Source organism: Litoreibacter sp. (assembly GCF_039974535.1).
GTDB lineage: Bacteria > Pseudomonadota > Alphaproteobacteria > Rhodobacterales > Rhodobacteraceae > Litoreibacter.
In genome coordinates this window covers 267,855-287,600 of record NZ_JBDWIU010000008.1, presented here as the reverse complement: position 1 = coordinate 287,600, position 19,746 = coordinate 267,855, and the positions used below count along the sequence as shown (strand labels likewise).

At 53.6% G+C, this 19,746-nt stretch carries 18 protein-coding genes; 13 read left to right on the top strand and 5 right to left on the bottom strand.

Annotated features, from left to right (window positions below):
* Positions 1 to 347 precede the first annotated feature (347 nt).
* From ABJN86_RS07445 to ABJN86_RS07390, 12 genes are all read left to right on the top strand, one after another.
* Complete coding sequence (locus tag ABJN86_RS07445; RefSeq protein ID WP_348365963.1) at positions 348 to 542, top strand: hypothetical protein; 195 nt, start codon at positions 348 to 350, stop codon at positions 540 to 542.
* Positions 543 to 765: 223 nt separating this feature from the next.
* Positions 766 to 954, top strand: a complete 189-nt coding sequence (locus ABJN86_RS07440; RefSeq protein WP_348365961.1) for a hypothetical protein — start codon at positions 766 to 768, stop codon at positions 952 to 954.
* Between the two features lie 133 nt (positions 955 to 1,087).
* Positions 1,088 to 1,951: a Flp pilus assembly protein CpaB gene (cpaB, locus tag ABJN86_RS07435; protein ID WP_348365960.1), complete on the top strand. Its 864-nt coding sequence runs from the start codon at positions 1,088 to 1,090 to the stop codon at positions 1,949 to 1,951.
* 210 nt (positions 1,952 to 2,161) lie between these two features.
* The gene (locus tag ABJN86_RS07430; protein WP_348365958.1) at positions 2,162 to 3,589 is read left to right on the top strand and encodes a type II and III secretion system protein family protein; all 1,428 of its coding nucleotides are present in this window, start codon (positions 2,162 to 2,164) and stop codon (positions 3,587 to 3,589) included.
* Positions 3,590 to 3,594: 5 nt separating this feature from the next.
* Positions 3,595 to 4,239, top strand: a complete 645-nt coding sequence (locus ABJN86_RS07425) for an OmpA family protein (protein WP_348365956.1) — start codon at positions 3,595 to 3,597, stop codon at positions 4,237 to 4,239.
* Between the two features lie 202 nt (positions 4,240 to 4,441).
* Positions 4,442 to 5,695 (top strand): AAA family ATPase, encoded by a 1,254-nt coding sequence (locus tag ABJN86_RS07420; RefSeq protein WP_348365954.1) that lies wholly within the window; start codon positions 4,442 to 4,444, stop codon positions 5,693 to 5,695.
* Positions 5,696 to 5,709: 14 nt separating this feature from the next.
* Entirely contained in the window at positions 5,710 to 7,155 is a 1,446-nt protein-coding gene (locus tag ABJN86_RS07415; protein ID WP_348365952.1) for a CpaF family protein, read from the top strand.
* A gap of 6 nt (positions 7,156 to 7,161) precedes the next feature.
* Positions 7,162 to 8,130 (top strand): type II secretion system F family protein, encoded by a 969-nt coding sequence (locus ABJN86_RS07410; protein WP_348365950.1) that lies wholly within the window; start codon positions 7,162 to 7,164, stop codon positions 8,128 to 8,130.
* Positions 8,131 to 8,134: 4 nt separating this feature from the next.
* The gene (locus ABJN86_RS07405) at positions 8,135 to 9,118 is read left to right on the top strand and encodes a type II secretion system F family protein (RefSeq protein ID WP_348365948.1); all 984 of its coding nucleotides are present in this window, start codon (positions 8,135 to 8,137) and stop codon (positions 9,116 to 9,118) included.
* A 7-nt stretch (positions 9,119 to 9,125) separates the two neighbouring features.
* Positions 9,126 to 9,692: a tetratricopeptide repeat protein gene (locus tag ABJN86_RS07400; protein ID WP_348365947.1), complete on the top strand. Its 567-nt coding sequence runs from the start codon at positions 9,126 to 9,128 to the stop codon at positions 9,690 to 9,692.
* Positions 9,693 to 9,728: 36 nt separating this feature from the next.
* A complete protein-coding gene (locus ABJN86_RS07395; protein WP_348365945.1) occupies positions 9,729 to 10,574 on the top strand; it encodes a tetratricopeptide repeat protein in 846 nt (281 codons plus the stop codon).
* Between the two features lie 3 nt (positions 10,575 to 10,577).
* A complete protein-coding gene (locus tag ABJN86_RS07390) occupies positions 10,578 to 11,057 on the top strand; it encodes a prepilin peptidase (RefSeq protein WP_348365944.1) in 480 nt (159 codons plus the stop codon).
* Here the strand turns inward: ABJN86_RS07390 and ABJN86_RS07385 are convergent.
* Positions 11,054 to 12,658: a hypothetical protein gene (locus ABJN86_RS07385; RefSeq protein ID WP_348365942.1), complete on the bottom strand. Its 1,605-nt coding sequence runs from the start codon at positions 12,656 to 12,658 to the stop codon at positions 11,054 to 11,056. The two genes, ABJN86_RS07390 and ABJN86_RS07385, sit on opposite strands and share 4 nt — an antisense overlap.
* Before the next feature lie 166 nt (positions 12,659 to 12,824).
* Here ABJN86_RS07385 and ABJN86_RS07380 point away from each other — a divergent pair, with 166 nt between their 5' ends.
* The gene (locus ABJN86_RS07380; RefSeq protein ID WP_348365940.1) at positions 12,825 to 14,138 is read left to right on the top strand and encodes an ATPase; all 1,314 of its coding nucleotides are present in this window, start codon (positions 12,825 to 12,827) and stop codon (positions 14,136 to 14,138) included.
* A 69-nt stretch (positions 14,139 to 14,207) separates the two neighbouring features.
* On the opposite strand, the gene folD is transcribed toward ABJN86_RS07380, so the two are convergent.
* The 4 genes from folD to ftsH all read right to left on the bottom strand — a co-directional run bounded on the left by folD (position 14,208) and on the right by ftsH (position 19,746).
* A complete protein-coding gene (gene folD, locus ABJN86_RS07375) occupies positions 14,208 to 15,110 on the bottom strand; it encodes a bifunctional methylenetetrahydrofolate dehydrogenase/methenyltetrahydrofolate cyclohydrolase FolD (RefSeq protein ID WP_348365938.1) in 903 nt (300 codons plus the stop codon).
* Positions 15,111 to 15,235: 125 nt separating this feature from the next.
* Positions 15,236 to 16,912 (bottom strand): formate--tetrahydrofolate ligase, encoded by a 1,677-nt coding sequence (locus tag ABJN86_RS07370; protein WP_348365936.1) that lies wholly within the window; start codon positions 16,910 to 16,912, stop codon positions 15,236 to 15,238.
* A gap of 183 nt (positions 16,913 to 17,095) precedes the next feature.
* A complete protein-coding gene (locus ABJN86_RS07365) occupies positions 17,096 to 17,683 on the bottom strand; it encodes an MOSC domain-containing protein (RefSeq protein WP_348365934.1) in 588 nt (195 codons plus the stop codon).
* A 143-nt stretch (positions 17,684 to 17,826) separates the two neighbouring features.
* Complete coding sequence (gene ftsH / locus ABJN86_RS07360) at positions 17,827 to 19,746, bottom strand: ATP-dependent zinc metalloprotease FtsH (protein WP_348365932.1); 1,920 nt, start codon at positions 19,744 to 19,746, stop codon at positions 17,827 to 17,829.

Here is a 19,746-nt window from a genome sequence, read left to right as displayed (position 1 = left end):
CTGGGTTGTTTTGACAGCCGCTATCGTTGGCCTCGGCATCGCCGTTATGGCTTCTGTTTCCGACGGTCTGGAAGACCTGTCCGGCGACATCGAAAACCAGCTGACTGGCCAAGGTATCTCGACTACTTTCTAAGTTAGTCGTCACCTAGTGTGACCTTAAGATTAGACCGCGCTCCCCTGGAGTGCGGTCTTTTTTCATTTGAGCAGCTAACACATTACAAATAATGAACGATTTCCGCCCCATTCCTGCCCAAGTCTCCAGTAACAATAACGTAAAGCAATCAGAACTGTTTCGCCGACCAAGGAGGTCGCGCGGAGCCGAACTAGATTAATCTAAGGGAAAGATTATGAGATTACGTGAACAAATCGCTGACTTCATTGTCGATGAAACAGGTATAATAGATTCAGACATGTTCGTTCTCGTTGCTGCCGGAGCGATCCTTAGTGTCGCCGTTTTTGCATTCGTAAAAAGTGGTGTAAAACAACTCGACCAAGATCGCGGCTACCAACTTGAAGCTCAGCAGAAAATCACGACATTCTAATCGGCGGTTCATCGAACGGTCTTTGGTACTAGCCGCTATCGCTTGATTGCGGCCTTTTTTGCGTTGCCTCCCTGCAAACATTTGAGCCAAGAAACGAAACGAACCGTTTCCAAGTTGACTCTCAATTATGTCAAAACCGCCACATTCCCCCCAACTTCTGCCTTAATTCATTGCGATACATTTCGCGTACGAGCCACTTGAGCCCGTTCTGTCGGAGAGAAATATGAAATACCTAGTTTCCCATTTTTGGGGCGACGAAACTGGCGCAGTCACTGTTGATTGGGTCATTTTAGCAGCCGGTGTCATTGGCTTGGCCCTCGCATCAATGGGGGTCGTCATTGATGGTACAGAAGATTTGACCGGCGACGTGAACGCCGAACTAAGTAGCCAATTGATCAGCACATCTTTCTAGGCAAAGCCGGTTAACGCCGCCGTAAATTCACGCCCCTACCCTCTTTTTGCCGTATTTGGCCTTCATGTAAGGGCCATACGAGTGATCCTGCGTCAAAATTGCAGGGTATTACATATTGAAAAAGGGGCAAGAAATGCGTTTGGTATTCGGATTAGTGCTAATAGTTGGCGTAGCCTTAGCGGGCTTCGCTGCTTATATGGCGAAAAACAGGTTCGATCAGTACAAGAAGAAAGTAGCTGATCAAGAGCACCAACTCAAAAGCAACGTACCACTTGAGGCTGTCTTCATCGTCAAACGGCAGATGGCTTATGGTGAGGTGCTGACCAAAGATGACGTGCAAGTCGTCGCTTGGCCAAACAATGCCATCCCAGAGGGCGCGTTCAAGAATAACCCTGTTGTAGAGGGCGAAGAGCCTGAAGGCCCGCTCCTATTCCCAACCACTGGTGAATTGCGCACCGTTCTACGTGTAATGGAAAAAGACGAAGCAGTATTGCTTGCGAAAGTAACTTCTCCGGGTGAAGACGCTGGTGTGTCCTCCCGATTGGAGAAAGGCATGCGCGCCTTCGCACTTCGTGTTGACGTATCATCCGGTGTGTCCGGCTTCTTGCGCCCAGGCGACCACGTCGACGTATATTGGACCGGCAACAGTCAAGGCCGTGAGGTCACTAAATTGATCGACACCAAGTTGAAACTCCTTGCTGTAGACCAAATTGCGGACGGCGATCGCTCCGCCCCAACTATTGCGCGCACGGTTACGGTTGCCGCATCCCCGAGTGAGGTTGGTGCCTTGGCACAAGCACAGTCATCGGGTCGTTTGTCCTTGTCCCTTGTTGGTGCAGGTGATGATGCCGAGGTTGCCGCTGTTGAGATCGATCAGAACCAGCTTCTAGGCATCCAAGATAAAGCCGTAGTGGCGAAAGAGGTTGAAAAGGTTTGTACAATCAAAACGCGTAAAGGCGCTGAAGTTGTAGAAATCCCGATCCCCTGCACGAACTAAGGTAACAGAAAAGTCAAAGACCTTACGGCACCCTATATTGGGTGCCGTTTCTTTGTGAGCTACCATAAATTGCGTTGTGTTGCGACAGACCCACATAAACGACGCTCGTTAAATACCTGATTATTGCAATAAAATTCGAATTCGCGCATGCTCTTGGAGAAAATGGGCAAAAGACCCGTTCAACCCAAGTGATCAGAGAGGCAGATCACAATGAAATTGAAGCAGTATTTCTGCGCAAGCCTATTCGGCTTGGCGCTTACCACGTTTGTACCAGAGACAGGGTTCGCACAGACCCTTACGGTGACCAACCAGTCCACCGCGCGCAAACTTAATGTGGCAATCAACAGTGCTGTGGTCGTCGAAAGTGACGTACCCTTCGCTGAGCTTTCAGTGGCAAACCCGGCAATCGCTGACATTGCGACTCTGTCTGACCGCACGATCTATGTACTTGGGAAATCCCCAGGACGTACGACCCTTACCCTGTTGGGACCTGATGGTCGCTTGATTACGAATGTGTCAGTGCGGGTCTCCCCTGACATCTCCGAATTCAAAGAACGTCTTCGCGAAATCCTCCCAGGTGAAAACATTGAAGTGCGCACAGCGAATGACGGCCTCGTGCTGTCTGGAACTGTCTCCAGCATCTCGAAGCTGGATCGCGCCTTGGATCTGGCCGAGCGTTATGCACCGGAGGCCGTATCCAACCTGATGAGCGTCGGTGGCACGCAACAAGTGATGCTGAAAGTGCGTTTTGCGGAAATGACCCGCTCTGTGTCTAAAGACTTGTCCGCAAGCCTTGGCTTTCAAACGGCTGGTGGCAACACCGGAGCCAACGGGTTCACCAATACATTGTCGTCAGCCAACAACCTGACCAGCGCGTTAGGTACCGGTGCGACAGCTGGTGCAATCAATTCATCGCGTGAACGCAACGGCGTGTTCTCATTTGGATTCGGCAGCGGCAGCCTTCGGGCCTTGGTCGTTCTGGAAGCTCTTGAAAGCAAAGGCCTTATTCGCACTTTAGCTGAGCCAAACCTGACCGCCCTATCGGGTCAAGAAGCGACCTTCCTTGCTGGTGGTGAATATCCGGTTCCTGTCTCTGATGACGGCTCGGTTAGCGTTGAGTTCAAACCTTTTGGTGTTGAATTGAATTTCACACCAACAGTTTTAGATGAAGACATCATCAACCTGAAAATGGACACCGCGGTATCCGGCATCGACAACACGATCACCGTTACCAACGATGGTTTCTCGGTTAACGCGTTCTCGCGTCGCGCCTCGTCCACGACTGTGGAGCTGCGCGATGGTGAAAGCTTCGCCATTGCAGGCCTTCTGCAAGATGACTTTACCGATCTCGCCGGACAGGTTCCTTGGCTCGGTGACATCCCCGTGTTGGGGGCATTGTTCCGCTCGGCAAACTTTGAACGTCGCCAATCGGAGCTGGTTGTTATCGTGACCGCACATCTTGTGACACCAACACGTGGTGACAGCCTCGTGGTATCAACAGACCGTATTCGTCCTCCTACCGAACGTGAGTTCTTCTTGAACGGTAAGATTGGGCGCGAAGTTCGCAGCCGTCGCACCTCCACAGGTGAAGTGGCCCGCCAGGACTTCGCTGGCTCTTACGGCTATGTTTTGGAGTAATATCAATGCTTAAGACAACATCAACGCTCGCGATTATCGCAGCATTATCGGTAAGCTTGTCTGCTTGCGCAACATATTCGGACTTTGACCGTGAAGCCGGTGGCAGCTTGGACGAAGGCGGCTTCGGCAACCCGACCATGACCAACACTTTGCTTGCGAACGGTTCAATCTCAGCGGCCGAGTCTCTTGGGCACCGCTTCGCTGCGGACGTAAACACGCAGGTGAACTTTGAGTTCAATTCCTCAAAGCTTGATGCAAACGCGCGCGCAGCGCTGCTTGAGCAGGCGAACTGGATCAGCCAGTTCCCTGAAGTGACCTTCCGCGTCTATGGGCACACCGATTTGGTCGGATCCAATGCTGCGAACAAATCTCTTGGGCTTCGCCGCGCAAATGCAGTCGTTAGCTTCTTGATTAAGCAAGGAATTAGCAGATCTCGCCTTGAGGCTGTCTCCTCTTTCGGGGAAACGAAACCTGTAATCGCTACAGAGAATGCTGAACGCCGAAATCGCCGTACCGTCACTGAAGTCAGTGGCTTCGTTCAAGACAACCCAATTCTACTTAATGGTAAGTACGGAATTGTCGTGAAACGCGAATATGTGGACTCCGCAAAGAGCGATGAAACGCTCGCACGGGAACGAATAGTGCAATAACGGAAATAATACCTCAGTTTTTCGCTAATTTGGCCCCATTCTCGCCCCTTTTGCTAAGCATTCCTTGTCTCGAGATAAGCCACAATCCGTCAAAAGGCGGCTTGTTGGTTTTAAAACCGCAAACAGTCAGCGGGGCGCTAGCAGCAAACTCAGCGCCTCAATGACATGACCCGGCCGTGTTTTGGCCAATTGGGATTTAGGCATGACGAGCAGTGTAGCATTAAAAACAGATCCGGCACCCATTACAGCCTGTACCGTCGCACGCGACGTCCAAAACTTCGATCTATTGATCGAGGACATGGAAACAGAATTGGGCGAGGCTTGGGGCGATTTAAGCTTCGACGACGCAAACGCATATTTGTCGCAACCCGACGCGACAGACCTAGAATTCATTGCCGTCGCAGTCGACACCTCAGACGAGAACAATCTTACGCTCATCGGTGACATCATCACCCGCGCTAAAGATCTTAATATCAAAGTGATTTTGATCGCTGAGGACGTAACCCCGATTGCTCTGCACCAGCTTCTAAAGTTGGGTGCGAATGACTTCGTCCCCTACCCGCTTCCTGAAGGCGCGCTGCACGATTCAATTGTGCGGGTCAATCAGCAAGAAGAGGCAGTACAAGCTGAGGCTGCCGCTGCCGCCGAGACAGAAAAGACATCGACAGGCAAAGTTGGCACCAATGCGGGTGTTGTTCTTCCGGTTCACGGGCTTGCTGGCGGCGCTGGAAGTTCGACCTTTGCGGTCAATCTGGCGTGGGAGCTGGCAACCGTCGATAAAAAGGCTGACGTAACTGTTTGCTTGCTTGATCTGGACTTCCAGTTTGGCTCTGCATCCACGTACCTTGATCTTCCACGACGCGATTCTGTTTTGGAAATGTTGTCAGACATCGAAAGCATGGACGACGACTCTTTCCATGCAACGTTGACGACATTCAACGACAAGTTGCAGGTCCTTACCGCGCCCGCGGACATGATCCCGTTGGATATGCTGGGTCCTGAAGAAATTGAGAAGTTGATCACTGTTGCCCGTCGCAACTTCGATTACGTCATCGTAGACATGCCAACCACTTTGGTTCAATGGACCGAAACAGTACTCGGCATGTCGGACGTCTACTTTGGTTTGCTGGAACTTGATTTACGGTCCGCGCAAAATGCTCTTCGTATGATCCGTGCTCTTAAATCTGAGAGCCTGCCCTACGAAAAGATCCGTTACGTCTTGAATAGAGCGCCCAAATTCACTGACATGTCTGGCAAAAGCCGTGCGAAACGAATGGCCGAAAGCCTTGAAATTTCGATGGAGCTGCACATGCCGGACGGCGGCAAGCAGGTCGCGCAAAGCTGTGATCACGGTCTTCCATTGGTCGACACAGCCGCAAAAAATCCATTGCGCAAGGAAATCGCGAAATTGGCGAATTCCCTACATGAAGCAAATCAGGCGGAAGCCACAGGATAGCAAGGGTTACCAGTATGTTCTCGCGTTACAAAAAGACAGATACAGCTCCTAAAGTCGCGCCGGCAGCCGCCGCGCCGAAACCAGCAGAAAATCCAAAAGCGGACAGTTCTGCGAGCATGCGTAAGTCCGAAGTTAAAGCAGCCGTTGCACCGGCTGATGTCATTGCGCAAGACAAAGAGCTAAAACGTCGCCAACGACTTGAAGAAGTCCGTTCTGAGTTGCACCACCGCCTACTCGACAACTTAAATCTTGCTGCATTGGAAGATGCGCCGGAAGCTGAGTTGAAGTCGGAAATCGCCTCTATCTGCGCCGAAGGCTTGGAAGAAATGTCCGTCATCCTTAACAAGGATGAACGCCAGACACTTCACGCTGAACTGTTTGACGAAGTCACGGGTCTTGGCCCGTTAGAGCCGCTTCTAAAAGATGAAACAGTGAACGATATTCTCGTCAACGGGCCGAACCGCGTCTTCGTTGAGCGCGATGGTAAGCTGTCGTTGACGAACACCCGTTTCAAAGACGAAAAACACCTTCTGCGGATCATCGACAAAATCGTATCCGCCGTGGGTCGTCGTGTAGATGAATCAAACCCTTACGTGGATGCACGCTTGAAAGATGGTTCGCGTTTCAACGCCATGGTTCCGCCTATCGCGGTGGACGGCTCACTGGTTTCCATTCGTAAGTTTAAGAAAGAAAAGCTGGGCATCGACGACCTGGTTAAGTTTGGCGCTTTTTCCGAAGAAATGGCCGCCTACTTGCAAGCCGCCGTCGCATGCCGCCTAAACGTTATCGTATCTGGTGGTACAGGTTCTGGTAAAACCACAACACTAAACGCATTGTCGTCCTTCATCGACAACTCTGAACGCATCCTGACCATCGAGGATACGGCGGAACTTCAACTACAACAGGTTCACGTCGGCCGGATGGAAAGCCGTCCTGCCAACGTTGAGGGCAAAGGCGCTGTTTCCCAGCGTGATTGTTTGAAAAACGCCCTTCGTATGCGTCCTGACCGCATCATCGTTGGTGAGACACGCGGCGAAGAAGTTATCGACATGTTGCAAGCCATGAACACCGGCCACGATGGATCGATGACCACAATCCACGCCAACTCGGCACGTGACGGTGTGTCTCGCCTTGAGAACATGATCGCTATGGCCGGTATCGAGATGCCGATTAAAGCCGTTCGAGCGCAGATTTCTTCGGCCGTGAACTTGATCGTGCAGGCCTCGCGTTTGCAAGACGGCTCGCGCCGCATGGTGTCGATCACAGAAATTACGGGCATGGAAGGTGATGTTATCTCCATGCAAGAGGTCTTCCGTTACCAACGCCTGGGTTTGCAGCCTGACGGGAAGATCATTGGTCAGTTCACGCCAACTGGTGTGCGCTCGCATTATTCCGATCGGTTCAAGCAGTGGGGTTATGACCTTCCAGCTTCGATCTACGAACCAGTCGCAGCGGAGTAACTAGTCATGGAAATCAGTTTTGAACCAATACTTTACGGCATAATCTTCGTAGCCGTATTGATGTTGATTGAGGGGATCTACCTTGTCGTCTTCGGCAAGTCGATCAGCCTGAACAGTAAAGTTAACCGTCGCTTGGACATGATCCAAAAAGGCGGCACGCGCGAAAAAGTGCTCGAACAGCTCCGCAAGGAGATGAACCAGCACATGAATTCGGGCGGCATACCGCTTTATTCCATGTTGGCAGACAAAGCCTTGCGCGCAAATATCGCGTTCACCCCGACAGCTCTAATCGGGATAATGTTCGCGTTGGCAGCCGTCATCTTTGCAGTTTTAAGCCAGATGACCGAAGCTGCGGCCCCAGTACGCGGCGTGATCGCGCTCGCCATGGGGATCGGTGCTGTCTACGTTTGGGTTAACAACAAGTGTAAAAAACGCTTGGAGTTAATGGAAGAACAGCTTCCAGATGCAATCGAACTTATGGTCCGTTCCTTGCGTGTTGGACATCCCTTTGCATCCGCCATTAACATTGTTGCTAAAGAAGTCGCCGACCCGCTCGGCACCGAATTCGGTGTAATTGCGGATGAATCCGCTTACGGCCGCGACGTCTCGGAAAGCCTGAAACATTTGGCTGAACGCATGGACATGCAAGATTTGCGGTTCCTTGCAGTGGCCGTGACCATCCAACAAACCTCCGGTGGTAACTTGGCTGAAATTCTGCACGGTCTTTCTCAAGTTATTCGTGCACGCTTCAAACTGTTCCGCCGTGTGAAAGCCATCACTGCCGAGGCCAAGTGGTCGGGTATGTTCCTTTCCATCTTCCCGCTTCTCGCATTGGTCGGCATCAACATCATGGAGCCAGACTATTACACAGAAGTAAAAGAGACCGAGTTTTTCATTCCCGCTTGTATCGTGGTGGGCATATTCCTCGTGGTGAACATGGTTTTCATGCGCATCATGGTCAACATCAAGGTGTAATGAGATGCAGTTCATTGAATCCATAAACAACCTTCTCGTTGAGAATTTTGGCGAGCTTGGCCCCTTATTGGCGGTCGGTTTGCTGGGCTTTACTATGGTTTTGGTCACTTTGCCGACCATGCTCAAGAAGCAAAAAGACCCGCTTGATCGCATTCGCGAAGAGGCAAAACGCTCCAGCTCGCGGTCCAATAAAGATGGCTCCTCCTTGCGGACGGCCAATGGGACCGACAAGCTCGACAAATTTGCCAACTTCCTAGAGCCGCAAGATGTAGAAGAGCTACAGGGAATGAAGCTCAAACTGCTACAAGCTGGTTACAAACAAAAGACCGCCGTGCGCACCTTTCACTTCGCACAGTTTGCACTTGGGTTGTTGTTCCTAACCCTCGGCTTGTTCTATGTTTTGTTCCTTGCCGGCGACGATGTTTCTACACGCGACATGATCCTTGCGATCGTGATCCCAGGTGGGGCGGGCTATTACCTGCCTAAATACTGGATCGAACGTCGCCGCCAAGAACGCCAAGACGAAATCGAAGCCGGCTTCCCAGACAGCCTCGACTTGATGCTTGTTTGTGTTGAAGCGGGCCAAGCCTTGGACCAATCCATCATCCGCGTGGCGGCTGAAATTCGCGCGGGCTACCCTGCCCTTGCCGATGAATTCCAAATGGTCGCAAACGAGATGAAGGCCGGTAAAGACCGTATCACCGTACTTCGTGATATGGCTGAACGCGCAGGCGTGCCGGATGTGTCCAGCTTTGTGACCGTGCTCATCCAATCGACCAGCTTTGGTACCTCTATTGCGGACGCCCTTCGCGTCTATGCCTCCGAGATGCGCGACAAGCGCGTGATGCGCGCCGAGGAAAAGGCGAACGTGTTGCCAACCAAGCTCACGCTGGGAACTATGTTGTTCTGTTTGCCTCCACTTTTGATCATTTTGATCGGCCCATCGATCTACGACATCTATAAGAACCTAAACGGTGGTGGCGGTTAATTGATCTATGCGGATTTTGGTGGGCGCAGCAATAATTGGACTAACCCTCGCAGGATGCGAGGAAAAAGCCCCCACGCTTAGCGAGGGGGCTAGTCCTTTTCCACCAACCGGTGACGTCACCCGCCTACAATCGGTTGATGGCTTAGCCGTGGGGCACCGCCTCATGGCAGCAGGTCAATTCGAACTTGCGCTAAAAGCCTATCTTCGCGCAGCCGGAGAACAAGGCACCACCGTCGACGTGCTGAGTGCACTGGGTTCGGTCAACTTGCATCTTGGCCGTTTAGGCCAATCAGAACAGCTGCTCCGTCGTGCGATAAAAGTGGACCAAACCTTTGTTCCTGCTTGGAATAATCTAGGTGTCGTCCTCATGGAAATGGGCCAAGTTGGGGAAGCCAGCCGCGTATTCAAAACCGCATTTGCCCTCGATAGTGGCAAATCGGACGAAATCAGGGAAAACCTTAGCCGCGCGCTCGCTAAACTCGAAAACCCTGCCTATACTTCAGAAAAAGACGAAAGAGCCTTCGACTTGGTGAGACGCGGGAACGGCCGCTACCTGATACTTCAGGCGCCCTGATCACAAGGCCATTGAGAGCAGAGTAGAGGACGCCCCATGCGCCACATGAAGACAGGAATGCTGTGTCTTATCAGCACAATTGCCCTTGCAGCTTGCGAAAAAGGCAACAAGGACGAATACAGTAAGACGTTGAAAAACGTCAATGTGATTGATGAGACCAATCTCAATAGCATCATGCTGACAGTCGCGGACCCTAACGAGGCCGTCAACTACTTCCAAAAAGCCTCCATTAACGATCCTGATCGATTGGATCTGCAACGCGGCCATGGCCAATCCCTGCTCCGCGCAAAACGCGCAACTGAAGCGGGCGTTGTTTGGGCTAAGATCGTTAAGCACCCAGAATCCAACAGCGACGACAAAGTTTTTTACGCCAACGCGCTGGTGCGCCAAGGGGAGTGGAAGAAAGCCGAGAAAGTTCTCGACGATGTTCCTCCGACCCATGAGACCTTCGAGCGTTACCGCCTAGAGGCCATAATCGCGGACACCAACAAAGAGTGGAAGAAAGCCGATAGTTTCTACGAGACGGCCGTTGGTCTGACCACAACACCCGGTTCAGTTTTGAACAACTGGGGTTTCTCGAAATTGACACGTGGCGACTATGACAATGCTGAACGCCTCTTTGGTGAAGCGATCACCTATGATCCAAGCCTGTTCACGGCCAAAAACAATATGGTATTGGCCCGCGGTGCGCGTAAGAACTACACGCTGCCAATCATTCAGGTCACCCAAGTAGAGCGTGCTCAATTGCTGCACACCTTGGCCCTATCGGCCATCAAACAAGGTGACACTGAAACAGGTAAGTCTTTGCTGCAAGAAGCAATCGAGACCCATCCGCAGCACTTTGAGGCAGCCGTACGCTCCTTACGAACGCTCGAAAGCTAAGCCATGACGAGTTTCGCACTATGGGCCCTGCCCCTTGCCACCCTCATTTGTCTGTGGGTCGCGTGGAGCGATCTCGCTCGCATGAAAATCCCGAACAAGGCCGTTTTGGCCCTGCTCGCCCTCTTCGCAATCGTCGGCGTGATCGCCCTTCCGCTCGATGAATACCTGTGGCGCTATGCACATTTCGCAGTCGTACTGGCAATCGGATTTGTAATGTCGATTACTGGATTAATCGGCGCTGGCGACGCAAAATTCGCCGCTGCAATGGCCCCTTTTGTGGCCTTGATTGACGCCACTGGCGCTTTGGCTATCTTCGCTGTTGCCACCATTGTCGCATTCATCTTGCACCGCTTGGCACGGGTAACCGCGCTGCGCAAACTAGCCCCCAATTGGGAAAGCTGGGAGCGCACCAGAGACTTCCCCATGGGGTTGCCACTGGCCGCAACGCTGATCATTTATCTCGCGCGCACAGCCTTTTCTTAAGGCTTCGCAAACAAGATATATAACTCGGTGCGGCGGACCTCCGTAAGCTGCTCACCTAGCGCGGTCACATCATTCAAAATCAATCGAAACGCATGAGGGGTCGTCGAACACGTTGGCACCAGCAGATAGTCGGCGTCCTCGTACCCCGTCAGCTTTCCATAGTACCACGGGGCCCCGCCCTTGGTCGGCTCTAACCCGCCAAACATCCATTGGTTCCCAAAGGTATCGGCCACAAAAGCGGCCTTGCCCTTTGATAGACCAGCCTCGTCCAAATCTTTGGCAATGGCTTTGGTCACTCCAATTAAGCCCAACTCTTGCGAGCACGCGGGCATCACTTCCCCTTGGAATTCAACCGGCGCGACATGGGCAGCCTGATCGTTCAGGTAAGCGAATTCCTCACTCTCGAATATCATCGGTTCGCGCTTCAAAATACGGTTCACACGCTCCGTTTTTGTAAACAAGTCATCATGTTGTTCGGCATTCGAAGTTCCTTCAAACAGTGATGAATACCCTGCCGTTTTGGTTGCGAAATGGCGCATTGGGCTCGTGGCCATGTTAAAATATGACGGGGCAATTAGCGCACAAGCAACCACCGCCAGCGCGATGATCTGCGGCGTGCGGGACACCCCCAAAAGCATCACAGCGAGTAGCGCCAACCACTTAGGGTCATTCCCGTAATTCTGGTAGGTGACATAGATCATCCCGGGGGCAAGAAGCACCAAAACGATCCCCAGTTCTGGGTTCACACCGCGTCGCAGCACGACCACCGACAAGATTAAAACCGCGATCCCCAACGCATATTTGGGGGCCGTTAACAGTGTGGCCATATCAACGCCCGCGCGGGGGCGAATGTCGGTTCCAGCGACCAACAATAAATCACCGAGGTAAGCAGCCCACATGCCCGCCCCACCGATCAACGTCAACGCTACCGCAAAACCGGCAACCACGCCGAGGGTCACCACAATTGCACGCCATTGACCGCGCATTGCCAGTGCCACCACGATCCCAGGCGCGAACGCTACACCGTAGGTGATTTTGCCCATCATAAAGAAGCTGAACGCCACCCCAAGGATAAGCCCGTCCAGCCATTGGTTGCTTGCCTGTTTGGGCTCTAAAACTGCGATCAATGTCGCGACAAACGCGAAAGCCCAAGCCCAGCGGTTGTAATGCATCGATAGCGACAAAGACGCAGCCGCCTCGCCGTGGATCATGGCCAGTGTCAGCACCATAACCAGCGCTCCAACACCGTATGCCATGCCTCGCGTCAACCGGCTTTTCGCGAGCCAAAACACCATTGGGATCAGCAAAATGGCCACGCTGACTTGCGCCAGTAAAATGGCTGTCCCCACCCCGAAACCCAACCAAACAAAGGCCACGATCGGTAGAAAGCAAAGCACACCCAAAGGTGTCACGAAATCAAGGTGCGGCCATTGTCCCTCCGACATGCGTAGGACAATTTCGACCAAATGAAGCGTGTCGCCCTCATGGCGGTCCACATATAACCCGCCCTTTGCCAGTGACAGGCCGCCCATAAGTGCGACCAACCCCAGTAGGTAGACAAGAAAAAGCCTTGCTCCAGCCTTATCCATACCGTCGTCCATGCCCATACCCCTCGTGTCCCGCTCTCTTTTGGCGGCATTAACTGTGCCTTTAAGCTAACTGAGCTGGCATGCTTTTAGAAGCGGGATCGTTTTTGTTGTTTGAACATGGCGAAATTGGTAAACTTAGCGAAAGGATGCCGAACAATCGGCACGTAAGGCAGAGCACATGAACATGCAAACAAACACCGGCGTACAGGCCCCAGTCGCTCCGAAGTCGTTGAAAGACACAGGACTTAGCATCGTGATGATGCGCGACATCTTGTTGAAAACGGTCTTCCGCAAAAACCTAGAGCACGTCTCGGACATGTCGGAGGCAATCTGCCTCTCCCTTGCCTTGACCCAGCAACTGGTAGAAATCGCCCGTGAGCAAAAGCTCATTGAGGCACAAGGCACACTACACGCAGGCTCCGGCTCAGAGATGGCATTTCAGCTGTCAGATGCAGGAAAATCGCGTGCCTTGGATGCGCTTTCGCAGTCCGAATATTACGGCGCCCTGCCCGTACCACTTGAAATGTACAAAGAGCAGGTGAAGCGCCAATCCGTGCGCAACATCCAGATCACCCGCGACAAGTTGCTTGGCAATATGGGTCACTTGATCCTGCCTGATGATCTGCTCGACAATCTTGGTCCTGCGGTAAGCTCTGGCCGCTCGATCCTACTTTACGGCCCTCCCGGCAACGGTAAGTCCGCGATTTCCAACGGTATTCGTGACGCATTGGGCGACATGATTTACATCCCGCAATGCATTGAATATGCAGGACAAGTTGTGACGCTATACGATCCAATCGTGCACACAATCGTCGAAGACGAAGTGACGGAAACATCATCGCTGCGCCGCACCGACAACCGTTACGACAAACGCTATCTCATGTGCGAACGTCCGACGGTTATGACCGGCGGTGAGCTGATGCTCAACATGCTCGACCTGAACTACAACGCCACATCACGCACCTACCAAGCCTCGCTTCAGTTGAAGTCGACCGGCGGCGTGTTCATCGTGGATGACCTTGGCCGCCAAGAAGAGCCGCCACAGGCCCTGATCAACCGTTGGATTGTTCCCATGGAGGCCGAGTACGATATCTTGGCCCTGCAATCGGGCGAAAAATTTGAGGTACCATTCGACACGCTTGTGATCTTCTCAACCAACTTCCACCCCAACGAGATGTTCGATGGCGCGGCCCTGCGTCGTATTTTCTTCAAGATCAAAATTGACGGCCCAACGCAGGAAGAATTTCTCAAGGTTCTAGCGATGGTCGCCAAGAAGAAGAAAATTCCGCTGAATGAAGAAGCGCTCATTCACCTATTGAAGGTCCGCTACCCGACGATTGACAACGTCTACGCCAACTACCACGCGAACTTCCTGATCGACCAAATGATCGCCGTTTGCGAATATGAAGGCATCCCGAACCAGATGACGCCAGAGCTAATCGACCGTGCATGGGCCAACATGTACGTGAAAGATGAAGAGATTAAGCACTAGCGCTCTAAAACGAGAAACGGCGACGTGATTTCCCATGTCGCCGCCTCAATTCCAAACTACGTCGCGTTCTTAAGCTGTCAGGCCTTCCGGCTCTGCCAGATCGTTCGCACGGCAACACGCAGTCAATGTGTTGGCCAGCAGGCAGGCAATCGTCATTGGCCCAACGCCACCGGGCACAGGCGTGATCGCCCCAGCCACTTCAGCGGCAGATTTGTAATCCACATCACCAACGAGACGGGTCTTACCCTCGCCTCGCTCCGGCGCGTCCAGACGGTTGATGCCTACGTCAATCACAGTCGCACCTGGTTTGATCCAGTCGCCCGGCACCATCTCAGGGCGCCCAACAGCTGCGACCACGATATCCGCACGACCAACCACTTCCGGTAGGTCTTTGGTCCGAGAATGTGCAATCGTCACCGTGCAGCTATCGCCCAGCAGCAGCTGAGCCATAGGCTTGCCCACAAGGTTGGAGCGCCCCAGCACCACCGCGTCCAGCCCCGACAGGCTGCCCAGCTGGTCACGCAGCAGCATCAGGCAACCGAGTGGCGTGCAAGACACCAAAGAGCGTTGCCCAGAGGCCAACAAGCCGGCGCTGACAACATGCAGTCCGTCAACGTCCTTAGCCGGATCAATCCTCGCCACGATCTCTTGCTCGTTCAAATGATCAGGGACAGGGAATTGGCACAGAATGCCATGCACCGCCGGATCGGCGTTCAGCTTCTCGATCAGCGCATATAGTTCTTCCTTGGACACATCTGCGTCTAGCTTATGCTCAAACGAGTTCATGCCGACCTCCAAGGTCTGCTTACCCTTGTTGCGAACGTAAACCTCAGAGGCTGGATCTTCCCCAACCAGCACCACGGCCAAACCTGGTGTTATCCCGTGCTCATCTTTGATCCGTGCAACATGTGCAGCCACCTTCTCGCGGACCGTTGCCGCAAAGGCCTTGCCGTCAATTTTCGTCGCCGTCATCTCATAATCCTTCGCTCAACACGCTCACATTTGCCGCCTGACTAATACGCCACGCGCTGGCGTTTCAATCACAAACGGCCAAAAACTTATAAAGCGTGGCCTGTTACGGCCACGCTTTTGAGTATTTAGAACAGACCTTCGATCTCTCCGTCGTCATTTAGCATGATCGCCTCTGCCGATGGGACCCTTGGCAAACCCGGCATCGTCATGATCTCGCCGCAGACGACGACCACAAAGCCTGCACCTGCCGACAGTCGCACCTCACGCACAGGCAAGGAGTGCCCAACCGGCGCGCCGCGCAAGTTCGGATCCGTCGAGAAGGAATATTGCGTCTTCGCCATGCACACCGGCAAATGGCCGTAACCCGCGTCTTCCCACTGGCGCAGTTGATCACGGATTTTCTTGTCCGCCAACACTTCATCCGCGCGGTAGATACGTTTAGCGACGGTCTCAACTTTCTCCATCAGGCTTAGCTCGTCATTGTAGAGCGGTGCGAATTGCGACGCCTCGCTGTCCGCAATTTCGGCCACACGAGTTGCCAATTCTGTCACACCGTCGGAGCCATGCGCCCAGTGTTTGCACAAGATCGCTTCCGACCCTTGGGATTCTACGTAAGCGGTCACCGCCGCCACTTCCGCATCCGTGTCGCCAGAGAAATGGTTGATCCCGACCACAACCGGCACACCGAACGATTTGACGTTCTCAATGTGGCGTCCAAGGTTCGCGCAACCAGCTTCCACGGCTGATACATTTTCCTCGGCCAAATCAGCTTTGGCCACGCCGCCGTTCATTTTCATTGCTCGCACAGTCGCCACCAGTACAACGCAATCCGGCGCGATACCGGCTTTGCGGCACTTGATGTTCATGAATTTCTCGGCCCCAAGGTCCGCGCCGAAGCCCGCCTCTGTTACCACATAGTCGGCCAGCTTCAAGGCTGTGGTCGTCGCCACCACTGAGTTGCACCCATGTGCAATATTCGCGAATGGTCCGCCGTGCACGAAGGCTGGGTTATTTTCCAGCGTTTGCACAAGGTTCGGCTGCATGGCTTGTTGCAGAAGGACCGTCATCGCGCCGTCGGCCTTAATATCGCGCGCATAGATCGGGGAGCGGTCACGACGATAGGCCACGATAATGTCACCAAGGCGCTTTTGCAGATCATCCAAGTCCAACGCCAAGCACAAGATAGCCATAACTTCAGAGGCCACGGTAATGTCGAAACCAGTCTGGCGCGGGAAGCCGTTGGCAACGCCACCAAGCGAGGTCACGCAGTCGCGCAAGGCGCGGTCATTCATGTCGAGCACCCGCTTCCAAACGACACGGCGCTCGTCGATTTCCAGCTCATTGCCCCAATAGATGTGGTTGTCGATCATTGCCGACAGCAAGTTGTGCGCCGAGGTGATCGCATGAAAGTCACCCGTGAAATGCAGGTTCATCTCTTCCATCGGCACCACTTGCGCGTAACCGCCACCAGCCGCCCCACCCTTCATGCCGAAGCATGGGCCAAGCGAGGCTTCGCGAATACAAATTGCGGCTTTCTTACCAATCGCGTTCAACCCGTCGCCAAGGCCAACTGTTGTCGTGGTCTTGCCCTCGCCCGCTGGGGTCGGGTTGATCGCAGTGACAAGGATCAGCTTGCCGTCCTTCTTGCCGCGTTGTGCGGCGATGAACTCGGCAGATACCTTTGCCTTGTCATGGCCAAACGGCAGCAGGTCGGCGCTTGGGATGCCCAGCTTGTCGCCGATCTCTTGGATAGGACGTTTGGACGCCTCGCGGGCAATTTCGATGTCGGTCTTGAAGCTCATGGTAGTCTCCCTTTGGCCCGCGCAATTAGGCGTCGGTATTGTTGTCTACCTTCGCCTATATCGGGCATAGGGCCACCCTCGCCTCGCATTTCCGACATTTATGGAGTCGGAATCGCCTTATGGGTCGTTATCGGTTTCAGATTGGAAACTTAGATGGTCATTCGCGCCCGCCTTAGCATTGGTTCACGCGTCCGCTTCGCTCCATGCTCGCTGAGCAGGAATGTGCAATGTGACCGTATCGCCCACACGAATGACACCCTCACGTTCAACCCATGCCGTCACACCGCGCCGATCCTTCGCCGCCGCCTTGAACGCACGCCCGTGCGTTGGGGCATCCTCTTCGATCACGGGCGCGGGCAAATGGCAGGGTCGATTTTCCATATCAACGGTCAATGTCGTGCCGTCAGACATCTGCAACCGAGAGGACGGAGGAATATGTGTGAAATCGGGAATTCCATCGATCACGATATTTGCCCCGCACCATTCAGGGTTAAAGGCATCCACGCCGATTCCCTTGGCTACCGCGGCCATTTCTTCGGCGGACACGATACAAACCTGCCGCGTGTTTCGGATGCTGGTGTCTTTAGGGTATTGGCTCACCACGCGACTGCAAGACGGACGGGTCAGTCCCCCGTGATCCTCCCCATCAAGGCCCGAAAGGTTCGCGGCGACGCGCTGGACCGGTGCCGATCTCAAAGCCGTGTCGCGATCTACGACGACCCCCAACCAGACAATGGTGCCAGTGTATTCGGTTTTCATCAAAGCGGGCATGGGGCGATCCTTAGTGTCAGAAATTCTGGCAAACTTTGCGACACGTGCCCAATGCTGTCCAATCAAACTCTGTGACATGCCCCTTCACAAAAACGCCCCACCGTTTCCGGCAGGGCGTTTCAAAAACTTACATCAACGATGGGTTACGCCGAGGGTTCCGGCTCCATGCCACCATCCGATTTCGGCGTCTTAGACTTACGCGTCTTCGGAATAGCCGCAACAGAGGTGGAGCCGCTGTCAGGGGTATCGTCCTCTTCGTCGTCATCGCGGTTCAGCGATTGGCCAGCAACCACCTTTGCGATCTCCGATCCCGTCAGGGTCTCATATTCCAGAAGACCTTGCGCAAGACGTTCCCACTCGTCGTTTTTCTCGGTTAGGATGCGTTTCGCAGTCTCGTAGCCTTCATCCACCAGCTCTTTTACCTTCTGGTCGATAATCTTTTGTGTTTCTTGAGAGTGGTTTGTGCCACCACTGTAAGCCCCAAGGTGCGATTGTTGCTCGTTGGCGTAGTCAACATGGCCCAGCTCTTCGGCAAAGCCGAATTGCGTCACCATAGCGCGTGCGATTCTAGATACTTGCTGAATGTCGGATGTCGCGCCAGAGGTCACATTTTCAGGCCCAAACTTCAGCTCTTCCGCAACCTTGCCGCCCATCGCCATGGCGATCTTCGACGTGTATTTGGTCTTGGTGACAGACAGCTGATCACGCTCAGGCAGGCTCATCACCAGACCCAAGGCGCGGCCGCGCGGAATGATCGTCGCTTTATGGATCGGATCATGTTGTGGCACATTCAGCCCGACGATTGCATGGCCCGCTTCGTGGTATGCAGTCAGCGCCTTCTCGTCCTCGGTCATCACCATGGAGCGACGTTCCGCCCCCATCATGACTTTGTCCTTGGCGTTCTCGAAGTCCTCCATCGTCACGAAACGGCGACCAACACGAGCCGCCATCAACGCGGATTCGTTCACAAGGTTCGCCAAATCAGCACCCGAAAACCCGGGGGAGCCGCGCGCTATGATGCGCAGATCAACATCTGGGCCAAGTGGAACTTTGCGCGCGTGCACGCGCAGGATCTTCTCGCGGCCTTTGATGTCCGGGTTTGGCACCTGAACTTGGCGGTCAAAGCGGCCCGGACGCAGAAGCGCAGGGTCCAAAACGTCAGGACGGTTGGTCGCGGCTACGATGATGATGCCTTCGTTGGCCTCAAAGCCGTCCATCTCAACCAGAAGTTGGTTCAGCGTCTGCTCACGTTCGTCATTACCACCGCCGTAACCTGCCCCACGGGAGCGGCCAACAGCGTCAATTTCATCGATGAATACGATGCAAGGCGCGTTCTTTTTCGCCTGTTCGAACATGTCACGAACGCGTGAAGCACCCACACCCACGAACATTTCAACGAAGTCAGAGCCGGAAATGGTGAAGAACGGCACACCAGCTTCGCCTGCAACAGCACGCGCCAGAAGTGTTTTACCAGTCCCTGGAGGGCCCACCAAAAGTGCGCCTTTCGGGATTTTACCGCCCAAACGGCTGAACTTTTGCGGGTTGCGCAAGAACTCAACAATCTCTTCCAGATCGTCCTTTGCCTCATCGATACCGGCCACGTCGTCGAAGGTGACGCGCCCCTGCTTTTCAGTCAGCAGCTTGGCCTTGGATTTGCCGAAGCCCATCGCCCCGCCTTTGCCGCCACCTTGCATCCGGTTCATGAAGAAAATCCAGATACCGATGATCACAAGGAATGGGAACAACGTGCCCACATAAGCCAAAATACCGTTTTGTTCTTGGCTCTTAGCCTCAATCGCCACGTTGTTCTCAAGCAGTACAGGCGTCACATCGACCCCTTCCGGCTTAATCGTGGTGAAGCGTTCGCTTCCGGATTGCAGAACAATGTTCTCTCCATCCAACGTCACTTGGCTCACATCGCCAGACTGAACACGCGACACAAACTCCGAATAAGGAATCGTGCGGGAGTCAGCCGCGGTTTGGCCGCCGTTGAACAGGTTAAAGAGAGCGAGGATCAATAAAAACAATATGACCCAGAAAGCGATGTTTCTCGCGTTGCCCAA